The 16,875-nt window shown below is 68.0% G+C and carries 15 protein-coding genes; 3 read left to right on the top strand and 12 right to left on the bottom strand.

Features of this window, described 5'->3' with window-relative positions; translation table 11 throughout:
- Positions 1–50 precede the first annotated feature (50 nt).
- The 4 genes from Q0741_RS27260 to Q0741_RS27275 form a co-directional block, all read right to left on the bottom strand.
- Positions 51–293, bottom strand: coding sequence for a hypothetical protein (locus Q0741_RS27260; protein WP_298236333.1), 243 nt, complete (start codon positions 291–293; stop codon positions 51–53).
- 357 nt (positions 294–650) lie between these two features.
- Positions 651–1,055, bottom strand: a complete 405-nt coding sequence (locus tag Q0741_RS27265) for a thioredoxin fold domain-containing protein (protein WP_298236334.1) — start codon at positions 1,053–1,055, stop codon at positions 651–653.
- A gap of 535 nt (positions 1,056–1,590) precedes the next feature.
- Entirely contained in the window at positions 1,591–2,718 is a 1,128-nt protein-coding gene (locus Q0741_RS27270) for a ParB/RepB/Spo0J family partition protein (RefSeq protein ID WP_298236335.1), read from the bottom strand.
- On the bottom strand, positions 2,715–3,887 hold the full coding sequence (locus tag Q0741_RS27275; protein ID WP_298236336.1) for an AAA family ATPase: 1,173 nt from the start codon (positions 3,885–3,887) through the stop codon (positions 2,715–2,717). Before Q0741_RS27275 ends, Q0741_RS27270 begins: the two co-directional genes overlap by 4 nt.
- A gap of 903 nt (positions 3,888–4,790) precedes the next feature.
- Between Q0741_RS27275 and Q0741_RS27280 the strand changes: the two genes are divergently transcribed.
- Complete coding sequence (locus Q0741_RS27280) at positions 4,791–5,129, top strand: zinc ribbon domain-containing protein YjdM (protein WP_298236337.1); 339 nt, start codon at positions 4,791–4,793, stop codon at positions 5,127–5,129.
- A 112-nt stretch (positions 5,130–5,241) separates the two neighbouring features.
- On the top strand, positions 5,242–5,850 hold the full coding sequence (locus tag Q0741_RS27285) for a mechanosensitive ion channel family protein (RefSeq protein ID WP_298236338.1): 609 nt from the start codon (positions 5,242–5,244) through the stop codon (positions 5,848–5,850).
- Positions 5,851–6,085: 235 nt separating this feature from the next.
- Here Q0741_RS27285 and Q0741_RS27290 read toward each other — a convergent pair whose 3' ends face one another.
- The 8 genes from Q0741_RS27290 to Q0741_RS27325 form a co-directional block, all read right to left on the bottom strand.
- Positions 6,086–6,868 (bottom strand): FadR/GntR family transcriptional regulator, encoded by a 783-nt coding sequence (locus Q0741_RS27290; protein ID WP_298236339.1) that lies wholly within the window; start codon positions 6,866–6,868, stop codon positions 6,086–6,088.
- A 293-nt stretch (positions 6,869–7,161) separates the two neighbouring features.
- Positions 7,162–8,130: a D-erythronate dehydrogenase gene (gene denD / locus Q0741_RS27295; protein ID WP_298236340.1), complete on the bottom strand. Its 969-nt coding sequence runs from the start codon at positions 8,128–8,130 to the stop codon at positions 7,162–7,164.
- Positions 8,131–8,226: 96 nt separating this feature from the next.
- Positions 8,227–9,261, bottom strand: a complete 1,035-nt coding sequence (locus Q0741_RS27300; RefSeq protein ID WP_298236341.1) for a TRAP transporter substrate-binding protein — start codon at positions 9,259–9,261, stop codon at positions 8,227–8,229.
- Between the two features lie 134 nt (positions 9,262–9,395).
- Positions 9,396–10,181, bottom strand: a complete 786-nt coding sequence (locus Q0741_RS27305; RefSeq protein WP_298236342.1) for a TIM barrel protein — start codon at positions 10,179–10,181, stop codon at positions 9,396–9,398.
- A 29-nt stretch (positions 10,182–10,210) separates the two neighbouring features.
- Positions 10,211–10,864 carry an aldolase gene (locus tag Q0741_RS27310; RefSeq protein WP_298236343.1) on the bottom strand — a complete coding sequence of 218 codons (654 nt, stop codon included), beginning with the start codon at positions 10,862–10,864 and terminating at the stop codon, positions 10,211–10,213.
- Positions 10,861–12,147 carry a 3-oxo-tetronate kinase gene (otnK, locus tag Q0741_RS27315; RefSeq protein WP_298236344.1) on the bottom strand — a complete coding sequence of 429 codons (1,287 nt, stop codon included), beginning with the start codon at positions 12,145–12,147 and terminating at the stop codon, positions 10,861–10,863. The genes Q0741_RS27310 and otnK overlap by 4 nt, the downstream gene beginning before the upstream one ends.
- Positions 12,148–12,462: 315 nt before the next feature.
- Complete coding sequence (gene sstT / locus Q0741_RS27320; RefSeq protein WP_298236345.1) at positions 12,463–13,683, bottom strand: serine/threonine transporter SstT; 1,221 nt, start codon at positions 13,681–13,683, stop codon at positions 12,463–12,465.
- A 109-nt stretch (positions 13,684–13,792) separates the two neighbouring features.
- Positions 13,793–15,175 carry an L-serine ammonia-lyase gene (locus Q0741_RS27325; RefSeq protein WP_298236346.1) on the bottom strand — a complete coding sequence of 461 codons (1,383 nt, stop codon included), beginning with the start codon at positions 15,173–15,175 and terminating at the stop codon, positions 13,793–13,795.
- Between the two features lie 128 nt (positions 15,176–15,303).
- Here Q0741_RS27325 and Q0741_RS27330 point away from each other — a divergent pair, with 128 nt between their 5' ends.
- Complete coding sequence (locus tag Q0741_RS27330) at positions 15,304–16,236, top strand: LysR substrate-binding domain-containing protein (protein ID WP_298236347.1); 933 nt, start codon at positions 15,304–15,306, stop codon at positions 16,234–16,236.
- Positions 16,237–16,875: the final 639 nt, after the last annotated feature.

The following is a 16,875-nucleotide window of genomic DNA, read 5'->3' on the forward strand; positions in this document are numbered from 1 at the left end:
CTCAGTATGCGCTCGACGTCAACTTGATAACGAACCTCTGACTCGCGCCACTAGGCACTTGCCTGCAGCTGGACAGAGCCGCCGCGCACCATCTCGCGCAGGGCGGCGATCACCTGTTGCGGCGTCGCAGGCTGGCCGAACAGCGCCGGGCGAGACTGCACGATGTACAGCACGGCCAGCCGCTCCTCCTGTGATGCGAAGCGGCAGGCCTCTTCCAAGGCGTCGCCGGGAAACTGCGCATCGGCAAGCTCCACCGCCCGCTCGATGAGCGCCATGGCCCGCAGGGTATGCATGATTTCCCTCCGAGAGTCGTCAGGGTGAATCTATTGTGCGGTGCAGCATAACCAAGCCGGTGCGGTTATTACTGTCACTCGGGCAGGCGGTGCATTTCAGGATGAAACACTGCCGCTCGCATGACGTACCGTGAGGCTTGGTGGCACGCGCTTCAGCGGGTGACCTTGTGTGCTCGACTTTGGCACTTCGGCAGCTGCACCAGTCACAGGCTCGTTGGCGTCACAAGGCGTGCACCAGATGCGTGTCCTTCACCAGCGCCCCAGGTTCGGCGCTCTCCTCCATTCGCTGCGACTTCCTTCGTCATGCACGGATCGGCACGAGGCACAAGGCCGAGCACAGCATCCCGGCGTCGTCCATCACAAGCCGACCAGCGTTGCGATCGCTTCGGGCGGGTGGTAGCCCACCTCCATGCCTGCAGCGCCGGTCGCGGCGTTGCGGTAAACGACGACGGGCACGCTTTGGACACCGAGTTTTTCGAAGACTTCCGTATTGGCCTTGACCAGTGCCAGCGCAACGGCGGGCGGCGTGGATGCGGGTGGGCCGGACCGGCCGGCGCTGAGGGCCGCCTCGTTGGCGGCCATGGCCGCCAACGGGTCGCTGGCCGCCATGATGACGGCCCCGTGCTCCGCGCCGCCCCGCAGCAGCCCGACCGGAATCCAAACCATCTTCAGCCGGTTGTGCAGCACCTGGCTGTCCGTCCACAGCCGCGCGCAGTGCGGGCAGGTGGCGTCGAAGAACACGTAGACGGTGTGGGCCGCCATGGCCGGTCCCACTGAGAAACCTTGAGCAGTGGCCGCCAGCGCCATGGGGTCGACCACAGTCGCGGACGGCGACTTGCCCGCGGCGGTACCAGCCGTGCCTTCGTTCCTGCTGCAGGCAGCCAGAGCACCGGCGACAAGGGGCAAGCTGGCCAAGCGCAGGACTGCCCGGCGGCCCGGGTCTGGAGAGTCGTGTTTGGAGTCCATGGCAGTCAACCAGCATGCCGTGTGCGCGAGTGGCGATTCGGTGAAGCGCGCGGCGGTTTGGCTGGTGGGGTGCTGTACGGTACAGCACCCGTTGGGTGGGGCCGCTGCGCCGGTCAGGGCGTCCAGGCTTCGGTCCGCTGTACGGTACAGCGGCAGGCCAGAGGCTACCGCTGGTGCGCCTGCGAGCGGAATGAGTGATGCGAAGGGGCGCTGTACCGTACAGCAGTGCTGGCCATCGCACGGCCGCGTGCGTGAGGTCGGGGCGCGGCGCCTTCGTCCGGTTCCCCTCCTCACCACGAATGCCGGGGCCCCTCGTGGAGCCTTGTGATGGCTACTCCTGCCGGGCTGATTCTTTTGCCCGGACGAGTTCCACCATAGCGTCGTCGCCCAGGCTTCGGGCGATCCGTTGCGCCAAGTCCCGCAAGAAACCGGCCGAGGCTGCTCCGTCAGGATGCTGCTGCTGGCGATCGGCCTCGCTCACCAGCCGCATGACATCGTCCTTGCACAACAGCGGGCCAACCGCCGGTATGGCCGGCGACCGCTCCGACGCAGCGGTGCTGTACGGTACAGCGGCCTGCGGCACCGCGGCTTCCTGCGCCGGCACATCAGGCCGATCCGGCGCTGCATTTGGGGTGCTGTACCGTACAGCACCCTTGCGCGCCGGCTTGCCAGTGATCGCGCTGAAAGCCTGCAATGGCGCCATCCCGCAGCGCACGGCCTCGCGCGCTGCTGCGAGCGCAGCTTCGCGGTCGCGCTGCAGCGCGTCGGTCAAGTCGCTGGCCCAGGCAAACTGAACTGCCAGCGGCGAGCCGAAGGCCGCCAGGATTTCCTCGGGCAGCTCCGCCACCTTGATCGCGCGGCTCACGTTGCCCGAGTCCGCGCCCACCGCCACGGCGAGCATGCGCTGTGACGGAAACAGGCCTTCCTTCAGCGCGCGGCGGTACATCACCCCCTGCTCGTAGGCACTGAGGTTCTTGCGGGAGCGGTTCTCGCGGTCCATTTCCGCAAAGAGCGCTCGGTCGTCGAGTTCGGACACCACCGCCAGCACCGGCAGCCCCAGTTCCAGGCACGCCCGGTGGCGCCGGTGGCCGAACACGATCTCGTAGCGCGCACCGTCGTCGGCTCCCGGCTCGCGTAGCGGCCGTACCTTGATCGGCTGGACATTGCCCCCGGCGCCCGCGATCTCGGCCTTCAGTTCCGCGAAGTCCTCGTCCTCGAACGACACCGCATGCCGGTTGGCCCAACGGCTCGGGCGCACCAGACGCGCGTCCAGGGCCTGCGCGCCGCGCTCGCCTTCGAGCTGCTGCACTTGGGCACGCAGCGAGTGCAACTCCTGCGCCAGGCCGGCATGGCGCATCACACCCGTGACGGGCTCGGACTGCGCCGCTGGCGCCGCTGGAGAGACGCCCACCGGCGGCAGGTCGAACTTGAGCCCCTTGCCCTTGCTGACGGCACTCATGCTGCGGCACCCCGCGCGAGCTGGCGACGCCAGGCCTTGATGCAGTGCATGCCGATGGCATCGGCCAGGCGGTCGGCGGCGTCGGTGGCACGGCGCACCGTGCGGCTGGTGCCCACGGCCTCGTCGTAGACCGTCCCGAAATTGGCGCTGGCCGCGCCGGCGGCGGCGCTCTTCGGGATCTCGACGGGCAGCAGCTTCTCGGCGTAGGCCGCGGCCATCCACTCCCGGACGGTGCTGCCTGCGGCGTCCGTCGTCTCGACCCGGGTGGGCAGGATGCTGATGAAGTCGAAACGCTTGTCCTGGGCGGCCGGCAGCCGGGCCGTCAGGTCCCCGAACAGCTGCCAGAACTGCGCGCTGCTGGCGAAGTCCAGTGCGTTGGGCGGCAGCGGCATGAGGATGCCGTCGGCGGCCATGAGCACGTTGATCGTCATGTACGACAGCGCCGGCGGCGTGTCCATGATGATCACGTCGTAGTCCGTGCGCAGCTCCTGCAGTCCCAGCTCCAGCACGCGCCAATACTGGAAGCCCGCGTCCATGACCATTCGGCCGGAGAGCTCGAACTCCGCACCGAACAGCAGCGGCGCCGCCGCCACCAGATCGATGCCGCTCCAGTAAGTCGGCCGCACGGCGTAGCGCAGCGAATCCTGCGCGCCCTCGACCAGCGGCAACATCGTGTCGTCGCGCCGGACTTCGGTGTCGGGCAGGATGCCGAAGAGCGTGGTCAGCGAGCCCTGCGGGTCGGTGTCGATCACCAGTACCCGGTGCCCGCGCAGGGACAGGCCCTGCGCCAGCGTCAAGGCCGTGGTGGTCTTGGTCACGCCGCCCTTGAAGTTGGCCACCGCGATCGTCACGGCATGAGCGCCGGCCGGGCGCAGGGCGCCGGCACGGTAGTGACGCACCCAGGACTGAAGCTCTTCCAGGGTGAATTCACGGCGGTTGCCCGCGCCAAGTTTGCCGACGGGGAGGACGCGCTTGCGGACCGCCACGTCCATGGCGTTCTTGTCCAGCCCGGTCAGGTTCATGACGTCACCCGTGTAGAAGCGCGGTGGCGTCTTGCGGTTCTCCGGCGCCAGCATCGCGCCACGGACCTGTGAGACGACTGCCTGCACCCGTCCCGCCTGAGCCAGAACCTCGGCCAGCGGTATCCCCTCGTCGATCACTGCGTCCATTGCACCCTCTTCTTTTTAAGTCGCGGCAGTGTATCTTTGTCGCGCGGTTTTGCGAAAAAGTGCATCTCTGCGACAACACAAATTCACGTCGCAGCTCTTGGACGCGTTCTCCGCTGCAGGCCGCCTGATCCGCAGGTGACAACCACAGCAGGTAGCTCAGCCTCTTCCGTAGCTCGCTGAAAGCCGCTGCCCTGCGTGCATCCCCGCGTCTAAACCGCGGCCAGCAGTTCACGCACCTTCAATGCCCCCCGTGCGGCGAGGAGGGCCGGCAACCGGTGCGCCATCACGTCTTGCACCCAGACATCGCGTGCGCGTGACCTGCTGCCCGGTGCGGATGGGAGTGCCCTCCTGCCGCGCCTTGGCCGACAGCATGCGGATCACCACCTGCCCGCCGTCGGACATGGCACCAAGAGGTCCACGCCCTGCCCAAGCAGTTCACGGGCGGGTGGCCGGCGGGCTTGTGCAAGCCGTGTCAACACTGCTGAGATGGGTGGTCGTGCGTGAGCGGCGTCAATGCGCCGGCCGCGTACTGCGTTGAGCACACAAGGGTGCTAACGCAACCAAAGTGGTGACGGTCTGGACCACCGTCCGGTCGCTGCCCTGAGCCGAAGCCGCATGGCGGTGCGGCATCGCCGCCCATGGAGCTTGGTGCACGCCGGCGCACTTCCCTTTGGAAATGCCGAGGGCGTGGCTGCCCGTTTCTGTGGCAGCGCTGCGTTGTCCGCGTGCGTAGCGGCCTGCTGCGGCATCGAGGCATTGGCGTGGGCGCGGTCCTGCGCAAAAGAAGCGGCAAAATCGCGGCCGATACTTGCAGCGGTGTGCCGCAGCGCCGCTAAGCACGCCCTGGCGGCGCTGAACTACAGCCGCATGCAGCCCATCCCGTCCTGTTGAAGAAGCATTTTCATGAGCAACCTGCCCCCTTGTCCTGCCTGCAACTCCGAGTTCACCTACGAGGACGGCAATCTGCTGGTCTGTCCGGAGTGCGCGCACGAATGGAGCCGTGACGCCATGCAGGCTCGGGAAGAACAGCGGGTGTGGAAGGACGCTCACGGCAACGTGCTGCAGGACGGCGACTCGGTGACCCTGGTCAAGGACTTGAAGATCAAGGGCTCCTCCGCGGTCATCAAGGTCGGCACGAAGGTCAAGAGCATCCGGCTGATCGACGGCGACCACGACATCGATTGCAGGATCGACGGCTTCGGCCCGATGCAGCTGAAGTCCGAGTTCGTGAAGAAAGCTTGACCAGCACGGCTCGCACCTCGGGCCTGAGGTGGCCTTGAGCGCAGAAGAGACGGACCAAGGCGCAGGCATAAAGGCCCGATCAGGATGGCCGAATCCTGGGCTGCAGTAATCAATGAACAAGTTTCTTCAATCGTTGCATGACCGTTTGCCGCCATGGATGGCAAATTGGTTCGACGTCCTGGTACCCGCGATAGAGGCCATGCTGATCGCGCTGGGCGCGTGGCTGGCGATGCGCGTTGCGCACCATCTCATCCGCAAGCTGACCAACACGTACTCCCTGCCCGGCAAGGTGACGGCGCTGTCGCTGCGCGTTGTGGCCTTCGTCGTTTACGGTGGCGCATTGCTGTGGGCGCTGGAGCGAATGGGGGTGTCCGGGGCCGTGCTGTGGACTGCCTTCACCGGATTCGCGACGGTCGGCGCGGTTGCGTTTTTCGCCGCCTGGAGCGTGCTGTCCAATCTCTTCTGCGCCTTGCTGATCTACATCACTGGAGCTTTCCGGATCGGTGACTTGGTGGAACTGCTGGAGAACGGGGAGAAGCCAGGCATCAAGGGGCGGGTCGTGGACATCAACCTGGTCTACACGACCTTGCATGAAAGCGGGGACGATGGAGGCGGAACCACGCTGCAGTTGCCCAACAGCCTGTTCTTTCAGCGGGTGCTGCGGCGCTGGTACGGCGATACGGAACGCGAAGCGAACAGCGGCAGTACGCCTCGTTCCTGAGGCCCTGGTGGGCAATATGGCCGCTCGCAGCGGCGCCCCGGACTGCGCTGACGTGGCGACGCCGGCCCGGCCGCTGGCGCTCGCGCTGCCCCGAGCGCTGTCTCTGGGCCAGCAACTGGCCGCACCCTGACGTCAAGCCTGTACCGTCAGAGCGTGCGCTGCTCAACGGGTTCTGGAAGGTTGCCGGGTCATCTATGGCATGGCGCCGGACTCTGGTTGGCAACCCCGTTGAGTTCTACGGGTTCGATTGAACCTGACCGAGGCCAGAGCGTTGCGTTCCAACGCGCTTGTCGCGTTGTGCCTCGGCGATCGTGATGCGCTCAATCGAGGCCAGCATGTGCCGCAGCGCCGCGGCCCGGGCGCCCTCGGCGTCCCGGCGATCGATGGCATCGGCGATGGCGGCGTGCTCAAGCTCGACCTGGCGGGAGAAATCGTCGTGGACGGCCTCGTTGGCCCGAGTGACGGTGATGACGTCGTGCAGCGCACGGCCGATGAAGTCCAGCAGCGAGGTCATCAACGGGTTGCCGGCGGCTTCGGCGATGGCGGTATGAAAGGCCATGTCCTCGGCGACGCCATCGCCGCCGTCGGCCACCGCATCGGCAATCCGGCGCAGCGCGCGCTGGATGCGCGCGTTCTGGGCCTCGCTGCGACGCGAGGCGGCGAGCGCCGCCATCTCGCTTTCCAGGCCGCAGCGTACTTCCTGGACGGCACGCACTTCGATGTCGCCGCCGGGTGCCGAAATCCTGAACGTGTTGGCCGCGTTGGGTCCCAGCACCACCGTGCCGCTGCCTTGCCGAGTCTCGACCAGCCCTTCGGACTTCAGGCGCGACACGGCTTCTCGGATCACGGTCCGGCTGACGCCGAACTGCTGCGCCAGCACGGGCTCCGGCGGCAGCCGGGCGTTCACCGGGTAGGTTCCGCCGCGCACCTGCTGCATCAGCGATGCGGTGACCCGGTCCGCCAGCGTGCCCGGGGCCGTCTGGGCGGACCTTTGCGCGTGAGCTCGGTCAGCTCTCATCACGCCCTCCCTTGCCCAGCCGCGACGCCGGCAGCTCCATGCGGCAGGGCCATTGGCGACGGCTGCGGCCACCGCGTTGCAAACGGGAGCACCCCACCGCTCCACACGATCTGTTCCATCGAACCTCCACCCGCTTCGGCCAAGAACCCTGGCAAGGGCGTCACCCATGGCGTGACAGGCCCTGCTGGAGTCTCCAGCGACGCGCAGCATACCGACGCAGTTCCACCTGCTGCTGACGGCACGCCGCGTCGTCCGTGCGCGTGGATGGCCGTGTCGGCTGCCGCAAGCGTCGCTCAGGCGGCCAGCGCGACGCCTTGTGCGGCCACGTGGGCGCGAATGATCGAGGCGTAATCCCGGTCGGCGACGAAACCCAGCGCGCGGGCGCGCTCGGCGGTGAAGTCGCTGGGCCAGGACGCCACGATGCGCTCGACCGCTGGGTCACGCTCGAAGCGCACCCGCGCCGCCACCTCGGCACCGGCCACCGCGCGCAGCGCTTCGATCATCTCGCCCACGGAAACCGACAGGCCAGGCAGGTTGACCGTGCGGTCGATGCCCAGCGCCGCGCCGTCGATGGCAATGGCATGCATGAGGTTGCTGACCGCACACTGCGGCGACTGCAGCCACATGCGCACGTCGGTGGATACGGGGCAGAGGGCCGGCAGGCCGGCCAGCGGCTCGCGGATGATGCCGCTGGCGAAACTGGAGGCGGCCTTGTTCGGGGCACCGGGGCGCACCGAGATCGTGGGCACGCGCAGCGTGACGCCATCGATATAGCCCTTGCGCGTGTAATCGCCCACCAGCAGCTCGCCGATCACCTTCTGCACGCCGTAGGAGCTCTGCGGCAGGGCACGCGTGTCGTCGGCGACCCGGGCGGGCAGCGGACCGCCGAAGGCGGCCACCGAGCTGGTGAACACGACCCGGGGCCGGGTGCCCAGGGCTCGGGCGCGTTCGAGGATCAGCCGGGTCGCATCGACGTTCACGCGCATCCCGAGGTCGAAGTCGGCTTCGGCCTGGCCGCTCACCACCGCGGCCAGGTGGACGATCGTGGTGGTGTGCACGCCGATCGCATGCTCCAGCGCGGCCGGATCGTTGATGTCGGCCGCCATGTAGTGCACACGCGGGTCTTCGATGGGCTGCAGCGGCGCCGCCCGGTCCAGCAGCGTGATGCGCTCGATGGGCCCGCCGGCCGCCACGGACGACACCAGTCGCCGCGCCAGGGCGGAGCCAAGGAAACCGGCGCCGCCGGTGATGAGGACGTTCATCGTCGGTCCTGTGGAGGTAAAGGAACGATGTGAGCGGGGTCGCCGGGACGCGGTCCGCGGTGTGGCCACCTGGGCGGCGCCCCGCGACCCTGTTGCTTACCTGGCGCTGGCCCGCAGCTTGGCGATCTCGTTGAGCATCTCGGCACCGAGCTCGCCGCCGAGGTCCTTCGCGTGCTTGTTGATGACCGGCATGAGCTTCTCGCGCATGCGGGCGGCCTCGGCCGGCGACAGCTCGTTGACCTGCATGCCGCGTTGCTTGAGCTCCGCCAGGAACTTCGCTTCGCTCTTGCGCGAGACGTCGCGCTGGTAGGCCGAGGCCTCCGCCGCGGTTTCGCGCATGAGCTTCTGCTCGTCCGGGTTCAGCTTGTCCCAGACCTTCTTGCTGACCACGACGACGTAGGGCGTGTACGTGTGCCGCGTGATGCTGAGGTACTTCTGCACCTCGTTGAACTTCGAGGTGTTGATGGTCCCCAGCGGGTTCTCCTGGCCGTCCACGGCCTTGGACTCCAATGCGGTGTAGACCTCCGGGAACGGCATCGGCACGGCGTTGGTCCCGAGCGTGTTGAATGCATCGATGTAGACCGGGTTCTGCAGCACCCGGATCTTCAGGCCCTGCAGGTCCTCGACCTTGGTGATGGGACGCTTGCTGTTGGTGATGCTGCGAAAGCCGTTCTCCATCCAGCCCAGCACCACCATGCCCTTGTCGCTCATCTTCGCGGCAATCGCGTTGCCCACCGGACCGGCCAGCACGCTGTCAACCTCGCTGGCCGTGCCGAAGGTGAACGGCAGGTCGAGCAAACCGATTTCCTTGACCACGCTGGCGATCGGCGACGAGGTGAGGATGCCCAGTTCCTGCACGCCGCCCTGCACGGCGGACGTCATCTGGGCGTCACCGCCGATGACGCCGTTGCCGTAGATGCGCACCTTGATCTTGCCGCCGCTGCGCTGGGTCACCAGCTCCGCCCACTTCTTGCCGCCCAGCGCGGCGGGATGGTCGTCGGCGATCACGTGGCCCAGCTTGAAGCTGTGCTCCCTGTAATCGGCGGCAAGGGCGCTGCCGGCGGTCACGCACCCGGCAATGGCGGCGAGCAGGATGCGGCGGGTAGCGGCGAAGCGCTGGTTGCGGTTCATCTGGATGTCTCCTGGCTTGGTGTGCTTGGTTGGCGTGGGAAAAGATGCTCCGCGGTGCGGCGAGCGGCACCGGAGAGCTTGGGATCGGTGATTCGCGTGGGGACGCCTGGTTGGCACCTCGGTGGCCGCGGCCGTCAGGCCGCGATACCCAGGCGCCGCAGCTCGTCGAGCCAGCCGAAGCTCTCGGCCGTCGGCCCGCTGGGCTTGTATTCCGCGCCGATGTAACCGCTCCAACCGAGCTGGTCGATCTCGCGCAGGACTTCGGTGTAGTTGAGCTCGCCACGATCGGGCTCGCCGCGCGAAGGCGCGCCGGCGATCTGGATGTGGCCGATCTTGGCGAAGTGCCGCTTCAGCCGCGTGATGACGTCGCCCTGCTGCACCTGCACGTGGTAGCAGTCGAACATGATGCGCAGGCTTCCCAGGCCGGTGCGCTCGATCACGTCCGCGGCCTGGTCGGCGCTGTTGAGGAAATAGCCCGGACGGTCGCGGCCGTTCAACGGCTCGATCAGCAAGCACACGCCGGTGCCCTCGGCCAGCCGCACGGCCCGCTCCAGGCTGGCGCAGTAGCTGCGCTGCGCGTCGGCGGCCGGCACGTGTCCCACGAGGCCGGCCATCACGTGCACCGCGGGCCGGCCCAGCGCCTGCGCATACTCCAACGCCTGCTGCACCGAGCGGTCGAAGGCCGCCTCGTGGCCGGGCAGTGCGGCCAGCCCCCACTGGCCGGCCTCGCCCGATGCGGTGTTGATGCCCACCAGCGTCAGGCCGTTGTCGTCGAGCACCTGCCGCAGCGTGGATACGCCGTGCTCATAGGGAAACCAGCATTCGACGGCCGAGAAGCCGGCGCGGCGCGCGGCAGCGAAGCGTTCGATGAACGGCAGCTCGGTGAACAGGATCGAGAGGTTGGCGGAGAACTTCAGCATGGTGGGCGGTGCAATGAGGGAGTAGGTGGCTACCAGCGGGCGCCAAAGGCGCTGGTCAACTCGGCGATCTGTGCATCCGGCAGCGGTGCGGCCCCGGTCATCAGCCACAGGCGGGCGGTCTCTTCGAGCTCTTCGAGCACGGCCATGGCCGCCGTCGGCGACTCGTGCCAGACGTTGGGGCCCAGACGGTCCAGCATCACCGCGCGCAGCGGCTTGTGCGCCGCGTGCCCCGCCGCGATGGCCTGCGCGACGAGGTCGCCCACCTTGGGGTCGCCGGGGCGGTGGTACGGGATCAGGGGCACGTGGCCCACTTTCATCACGTAGTAAGGCGTGATGGGCGGCACGATGTCCGAGGGACGCCACACGCCCTTGAGCGTCAGCGCCACCAGGTGCGTGGAGTGGGTGTGGATGACGCAGCGCGCCGCGCTGTCCGCGGCGTAGATGCGCCGGTGCAGTGCCAAGGTCTTGCTTGCCCGGTCGCCGCCCAACGGCTGGCCGTCGCTGTCGACGTGCGCCAGCCGCTGCGGCTCAAGCCGACCGAGGCAGGCGTCGGTGGGCGTGATGAGGAAGCTGCCATCCTCCAGCCGCACGCTGATGTTGCCGGCCGTGCCGTGCACGTAGCCGCGCTCGAACAGCGAGCGTCCGGCGGCACAGACTTCCTCGCGCAGGGTGAGCTCGTTCATCGCGTGGGCGCGGCCGCGAGCATCGCGAAGGCCTTCGCGAAGAAGTCGGCGGTGCCGAAGTTGCCGGACTTGAGCGCGATGTGCAGGCCGCCCGAGGCCACCGTGCCGTGCGCATGGCACCACGGCACGCCGGGGTCGATCTGCGGGCCGATCTGCATGGACTTGATGCCCAGCGCCTGCACGCACGCGCCCGAGGTCTCGCCGCCGGCGACGATGAGCTGCCCCACGCCGAGCTCGACCAGCCCGCAGGCGATGGCGGCCAGGCAGCGCTCGACCATTTCGCCCGCTTGCTGCACACCGAGCCGCTGCTGCACCGCCTTCACGGCACCGGCCTCGGCGGTCGAATAGATCAGCACCGGCGCGTGCGCCATGTGCTCGCGGGCCCAGCCCAGGCTCTCGCCAACGACGTCGCGGCCCTCGGCGTGGCGCAGCGGGTCGATGGCCAGCGCCGCGCCGCCGGCATCGATGAAGGCCCGCACCTGCTGGTTCGTCGCCCGCGAGCAGCTGCCCGAGACGATGGCCTGTCGGCCGTGCACGGCCGGCAGCCGCGCCGCGTGCTCGTTGGGCACGAAACCCCAGCGCGGCGGCAGCCCGATCGCCAGCCCCGAGCCCGCCGTGACCAGCGGCAGCTCGGCCACGGCTTCGCCGATGCGCATCAGGTCCTCGTTGGTGACGGCATCGACGATGGCGTGCCCGATACCGGCCGTGCGCAGCGCGTCGAGCCGCTGGCGGATCGCCTGGGCCCCGGCCAGCACCGTGCGGTACTCCACCAGGCCCACCGGCCGCGCGCACTGCGACTGCAGCACCCGCACCAGGTTGGGGTCGGTCATGGGCGTGAGCGGGTGGTGCTGCATGCCCGATTCGCTCAGCAGCGCGTCGCCGACGAACAGATGCCCCTTGAACACCGAGCGGCCGTTGTCGGGAAAGGCGGGTGTGGCGATCGTGAGCGGACACGCCAGCGCCGCCATCAGCGCCTCGCTCACCGGGCCGATGTTGCCCTGCGCGGTGCTGTCGAAGGTGGAGCAGTACTTGAAATAGACCTGCGGCGGCGTGTCCGCGGGAGCCAGGCTCAGCAACCAGCGCAGTGCTTCGAGCGACTCGGCGACTGCCTCGGCCGCGGGGCTGGTGCGCGACTTCAGCGCGACGACCACCGCATCCGCGTCAATGTGGGTCACGCCCGGCGGCACGCCGATGGTCTGCACCACGCGCATGCCCGCGCGCACGAGGTTGTTGGCCAGGTCGGTGGCGCCGGTGAAATCGTCGGCAATACAGGCGAGCTTCATGGAGTCGGCAGCACGGTTCGGCGATCAACCTGTCGCTCGGCGGGCCGCTCGGTAAAACGATGGAGTCATCATACGAATTCGTATGATGACTTGATTAGAGGGCTAACCCTCGGTATCCATTTCCATCGAGCCGCGCGCGCCTCTTGCCCTCGGCGGGGCCGTCCTCGTCGCCATGGCGGGCCAACCCCCGCCACAAGCAAGAAGCAGCCATGCGGGAGGCCCGAGGCGCTGCCGCCGGGGCTCCGCATGGCTGCTCTGTCCCCGCAGGGCCGAGCCGCAGGCGCGGTGCGGCTTGCCGGGGATGCAGGGGGTTGATTACGGCAGCTGGTACTCGTCCGGGCAGCCCGCCGCGGTGAGCAGCACGTCGGTGGACGAGTTCAGCGCGGTCTCGGCCGAGTCCTGCACGACGCTGATCACGAAGCCGATGGCCACCACCTGCATCGCCACGTCGGTGGAGATGCCGAACAGGCTGGTGGCCATCGGGATCAGCAGCAGCGAGCCACCGGCCACGCCGGAGACGCCGGCGGCCGCCAGTGAGGAGACGATGCACAGCAGCAGCGCCGTCGGGATGTCCACCTGCATGCCCAGCGTGTGCGCCGCCGCCAGCGTCATCACGGAGATCGTGACGGCCGCGCCGGCCATGTTGATCGTGGCGCCCAGCGGGATCGAGATGGCGTAGGTGTCCTCGTGCAGCTTCAGCCGCCGGCACAGCTCCAGGTTGACCGGGATGTTGGCGGCCGAGCTGCGGGTGAAGAAGGCCGTGATGCCGCTCTCGCGCAGGCACAGGAAGACCAGCGGGTACGGGTTGCGGCGCGTCTTCAGGTAGACGATCAGCGGGTTCACCACCAGCGCGACGAACACCATGCAGCCGACGATCATGGCCAGCAGCCGGCCATAGCCGACCAGCGCCCCCAGGCCGGACTCGGCCAGCGTCGCGCCCACCAGCCCGAAGATGCCCAGCGGCGCAAAGCGGATCACGACCTTGACCAGCGACGACACCGCGTCGGAGAGGTCGAAAAGCATCTGGCGCGTGCTGGCGGTGGCGTGGCGCAGCATGACGCCCAGGCCGATGGCCCAGGCCAGGATGCCGATGAAGTTGGCTTCCAGCAGCGCCTTGACCGGATTGGTCACCGCGCTGAGCAGCAGGTTCTTGAGCACGCCGAGGATGCCCCCGGGCGGCTCGCCGCCCACCGGCGGCGCGTTGAGCACCAGCGTGGTCGGGAACAGGAAGCTCGCCAAGACCGCCACCAGTGCCGCGGCCAGGGTGCTGAGCAGGTACAGCACCAGGATCGGCCGCACGTGCGTGGGCTGGCCCTTTTCGTGGCCGGCGATGGCCGCCGCCACGAGGATCAGGACCAGCACCGGCGCCACGGCCTTGAGCGCGGCGATGAAGAGGTCACCCAGCAGCGCCGTCGAGCGCGCCACGCCGGGTGCCAGCAACGCCAGGACAATGCCGCAGACCAGGCCGATCGCGATCTGGGTCACGAGGCTGGTGCGTGCCAGGAATCTTGGGAGCGCCTGTACGGCCGTGTTCATGAGTTGTCTCCTGTGGCGGGTGCCTGTGTGTATGCGCGAAGCAAGAGGGGGTCCGGTCGCGCTGCCGGACTTGCAAGCCCCGGGGCAGGATGGGCGTGCGGCAGCTGCGTCAGCACTCGATGAAGCTGACCGCGAGCCCGCCGCGCGAGGTTTCCTTGTACTTGTCGAGCATGTCGCGCCCGGTGTCGCGCAAGGTGCGGATGGCCTGGTCGAGCGAGATCGCGTGCGCGCCGTCGCCGCGCAGCGCCAGTTGCGCGGCGTTGATCGCCTTGACCGAGGCCATGGCGTTGCGCTCGATGCACGGCACCTGCACCAGTCCGCCCACCGGGTCGCAGGTCAGCCCCAGGTTGTGCTCCAGGCCGATTTCGGCAGCGTTCTCGACCTGCTCGGGCGTGCCGCCCATCACCTCGGTCAGGCCGGCCGCGGCCATCGCGCAGGCCGAGCCGACTTCGCCCTGGCAGCCGACCTCGGCGCCCGAGATCGACGCATTCTTCTTGATCAGCGAGCCGACCGCCGCCGCGGCGAGCAGGAAGTCCACCACGTGGCGCTCGTCGCTGCCGGGCTGGAAGCGCATGTAGTAGTGCAGCACCGCAGGGATGATGCCGGCCGCGCCGTTGGTCGGCGCCGTGACGACGCGGCCGCCACCGGCGTTTTCCTCGTTGACGGCCAGCGCGTAAAGATTGACCCAGTCCAGCGCCTCGAAGGTCTGGCTGATGAGGTTGCCTGCGCGCTCGCGCTCCTGCAGCCGGCGATGCAGCGCGGCGGCACGGCGGCGCACGTTGAGGCCGCCGGGCAGCGTGCCCTCCTGCGTGATGCCGCGCGCCACGCAGCCGCGCATGGCGTCCCAGATCTGCCCGAGCGCGGCGCGCGTTTCGTCCTCGCTGCGCCACGCCAGCTCGTTGGCCAGCATCACCTCGCTGATGCGCAGCGAATGCTGCCGGCAGACCGCCAGCAGCTCGGCCGCGCTGTCGAAGGGGTAGCGCACCTTCACCTCGGCGGCGCCGGTGGAGCCGGTGCGGGCCTGCGCCTCGTTGATCACAAAACCGCCACCGATCGAGTAGTAAGTGTCCTCGGCCAGCACGGCTCCATCCTCGGCCCAGGCACTCAGGCGCAGCGCGTTGGGGTGGTGGGGCAGCGACACCGGCAGCAGCCGCAGGTCGCGCTCCCAGTCGAAGGCCACGGCGTGCCGGCCGGCCAGCCGCAGCGTTCCGCTGCGTCGCACCTCGTCGACGATGGGGCCGATGCGATCGGGGTCCACGCGGTCGGGGCGTTCGCCGCTGAGCCCCACCACCACGGCGCGGTCGGTGCCGTGGCCGATGCCGGTGGCCGACAGCGAGCCGTACAGCTTTACTTGCACGCGCCGCACCGCCGGCAGGCGGCCCTCGGCTTCGAGCCGGCACGCGAACTCGTGCGCCGCGCGCATCGGGCCCACGGTGTGGGAGCTCGACGGGCCGACGCCGATCTTGAACAGGTCGAGTGCGCTGATGGACATGGAGGGGGCGCCTTGCTTCAGTTTGTCTTACACGTGGCCCGAGACGGGCTCATGACAGCGCAGTATGGTCGGCAGGATTGCACTATTCAAACGATCATTTCTGGCTTCCGGTTTAGGAAAACTGAAGCATGAACATCAACGCCCCATCGCAAGTCCATGCCCGGCTGAAGGTGTTCCTGGTTGCGGCACGGCACCTTTCGTTCACGGAGGCTGGCGCGGAGCTGCACATCACGACCGGCGCCGTGAGCCAACAGATCAAGGCGCTGGAAGCCTGGCTGGGTTTCAGGCTGTTCAGGCGCCTGACACGGCGCATCGAGCTCACCGACGAGGGCCGCCGCCTGCAGGCGGCGGTCGATCCGGCTTACGCGGCGGTGGACTTGGCCATCGGACGCCTGCGCGGCGGTGCGCTCAGCGGCGTGGTCCGGCTGCGTTCGCTGCCCTCATTTCTTGCCACCTGGCTGCTGCCTCGCATGCCGCGGCTGATGCAGCGTTATCCAGGGATCGAACTGCAGGTGGAGGCCGAGGACAGTACCCGCTCGCTGCGCGAGGGCGAGTTCGACCTGGCGATCGACCTCAACGACGGCGCGCTGCCCGGCTTCCAGAGCACGGTATTGATCGAGGAGGAGATCTTTCCGGTGTGCGCGCCGGCGCTGATGCGCGGACGTCCGCCGCTGGAGGCTCCTGACCGTCTTGAGCACTATCCGCTGCTGCATGACATGACGGCCTGGCGCGGCAGCGCGCCCTACGCCGAGTGGGAGCGTTACCTTCGGGCCATCGGTGCGCCGCAGGTCGACGTGCGCCGCGGCTACATGTTCAACCGTAACCAGATCACGATCCAGGCCGCCATTGCCGGCATGGGGGTGGCGATCGCCCGGCGCACCCTGACCACCGACGAACTGGCCAGCGGCCAACTCGTTGCGCCCTTCACGCAATCGGTGCGCACTGGCAAGCGTTACTGCCTGGTGTATGTCGAGGGGGCGCTGGACGATCGGCGGGTATCCGCGGTCCACGACTGGATCGTGGAGGAAGCCCGCGAGGCGCAGCTGCTCAGGACTTCATAGGCCGGCCCACCGGAGCACCGTTGCCGTTGACGCGTATGAGCGGCTGATTTCAACAATCGATGTTGCAACATACTTGAAATCAAACACGTCGTCCTACTCCGGTCCCCTCCTAAGACCACAGCACGCATAGCAAAGAGACAGCTTGGTCTGGACCTGCCTCGAAGGGTTAGAGCAAATAGCAAATCCATGGCTGGGCAAGAAGAAGACAGGCTTTCCCTTCTCCACCCTTCAATGGCGTGACCGGATCGGGCAAGAGGGCATAGGTGAACAGCAAGATTCGAGTATGTTGTTTAAGCGTTTGCCCATCGTACGTTTAGGAAGCGATGGAAACCACGCACCGTAATGCCAGTACCTGGCCGCCGCAGCCGGCGATGTAGCCGGAGAAGCACTGCGCCATGGCTGCTGTGCGGGAACCATTGCCGCCATGGGACTGGGGCGCAGCAACGCTGCCAATAACCACTACCTGCACAAAAACCGTCACCTTGGGTGCGCTACTGGTCATGCGCCGGCGCGATGCTGGTGCCCTACCCGTAGCCAGCACCATCATTACGCCCGACAAGGTGACGGTTTTTGTGCAGGTCTGCCACCAACTGCGCTGGGTACTAGGGTCGGGTCGCTGGCGCCCAAGGTGACGGGTTT

It is taken from the genome of uncultured Azohydromonas sp., from assembly GCF_937926365.1.
Lineage (GTDB): Bacteria > Pseudomonadota > Gammaproteobacteria > Burkholderiales > Burkholderiaceae_C > Azohydromonas.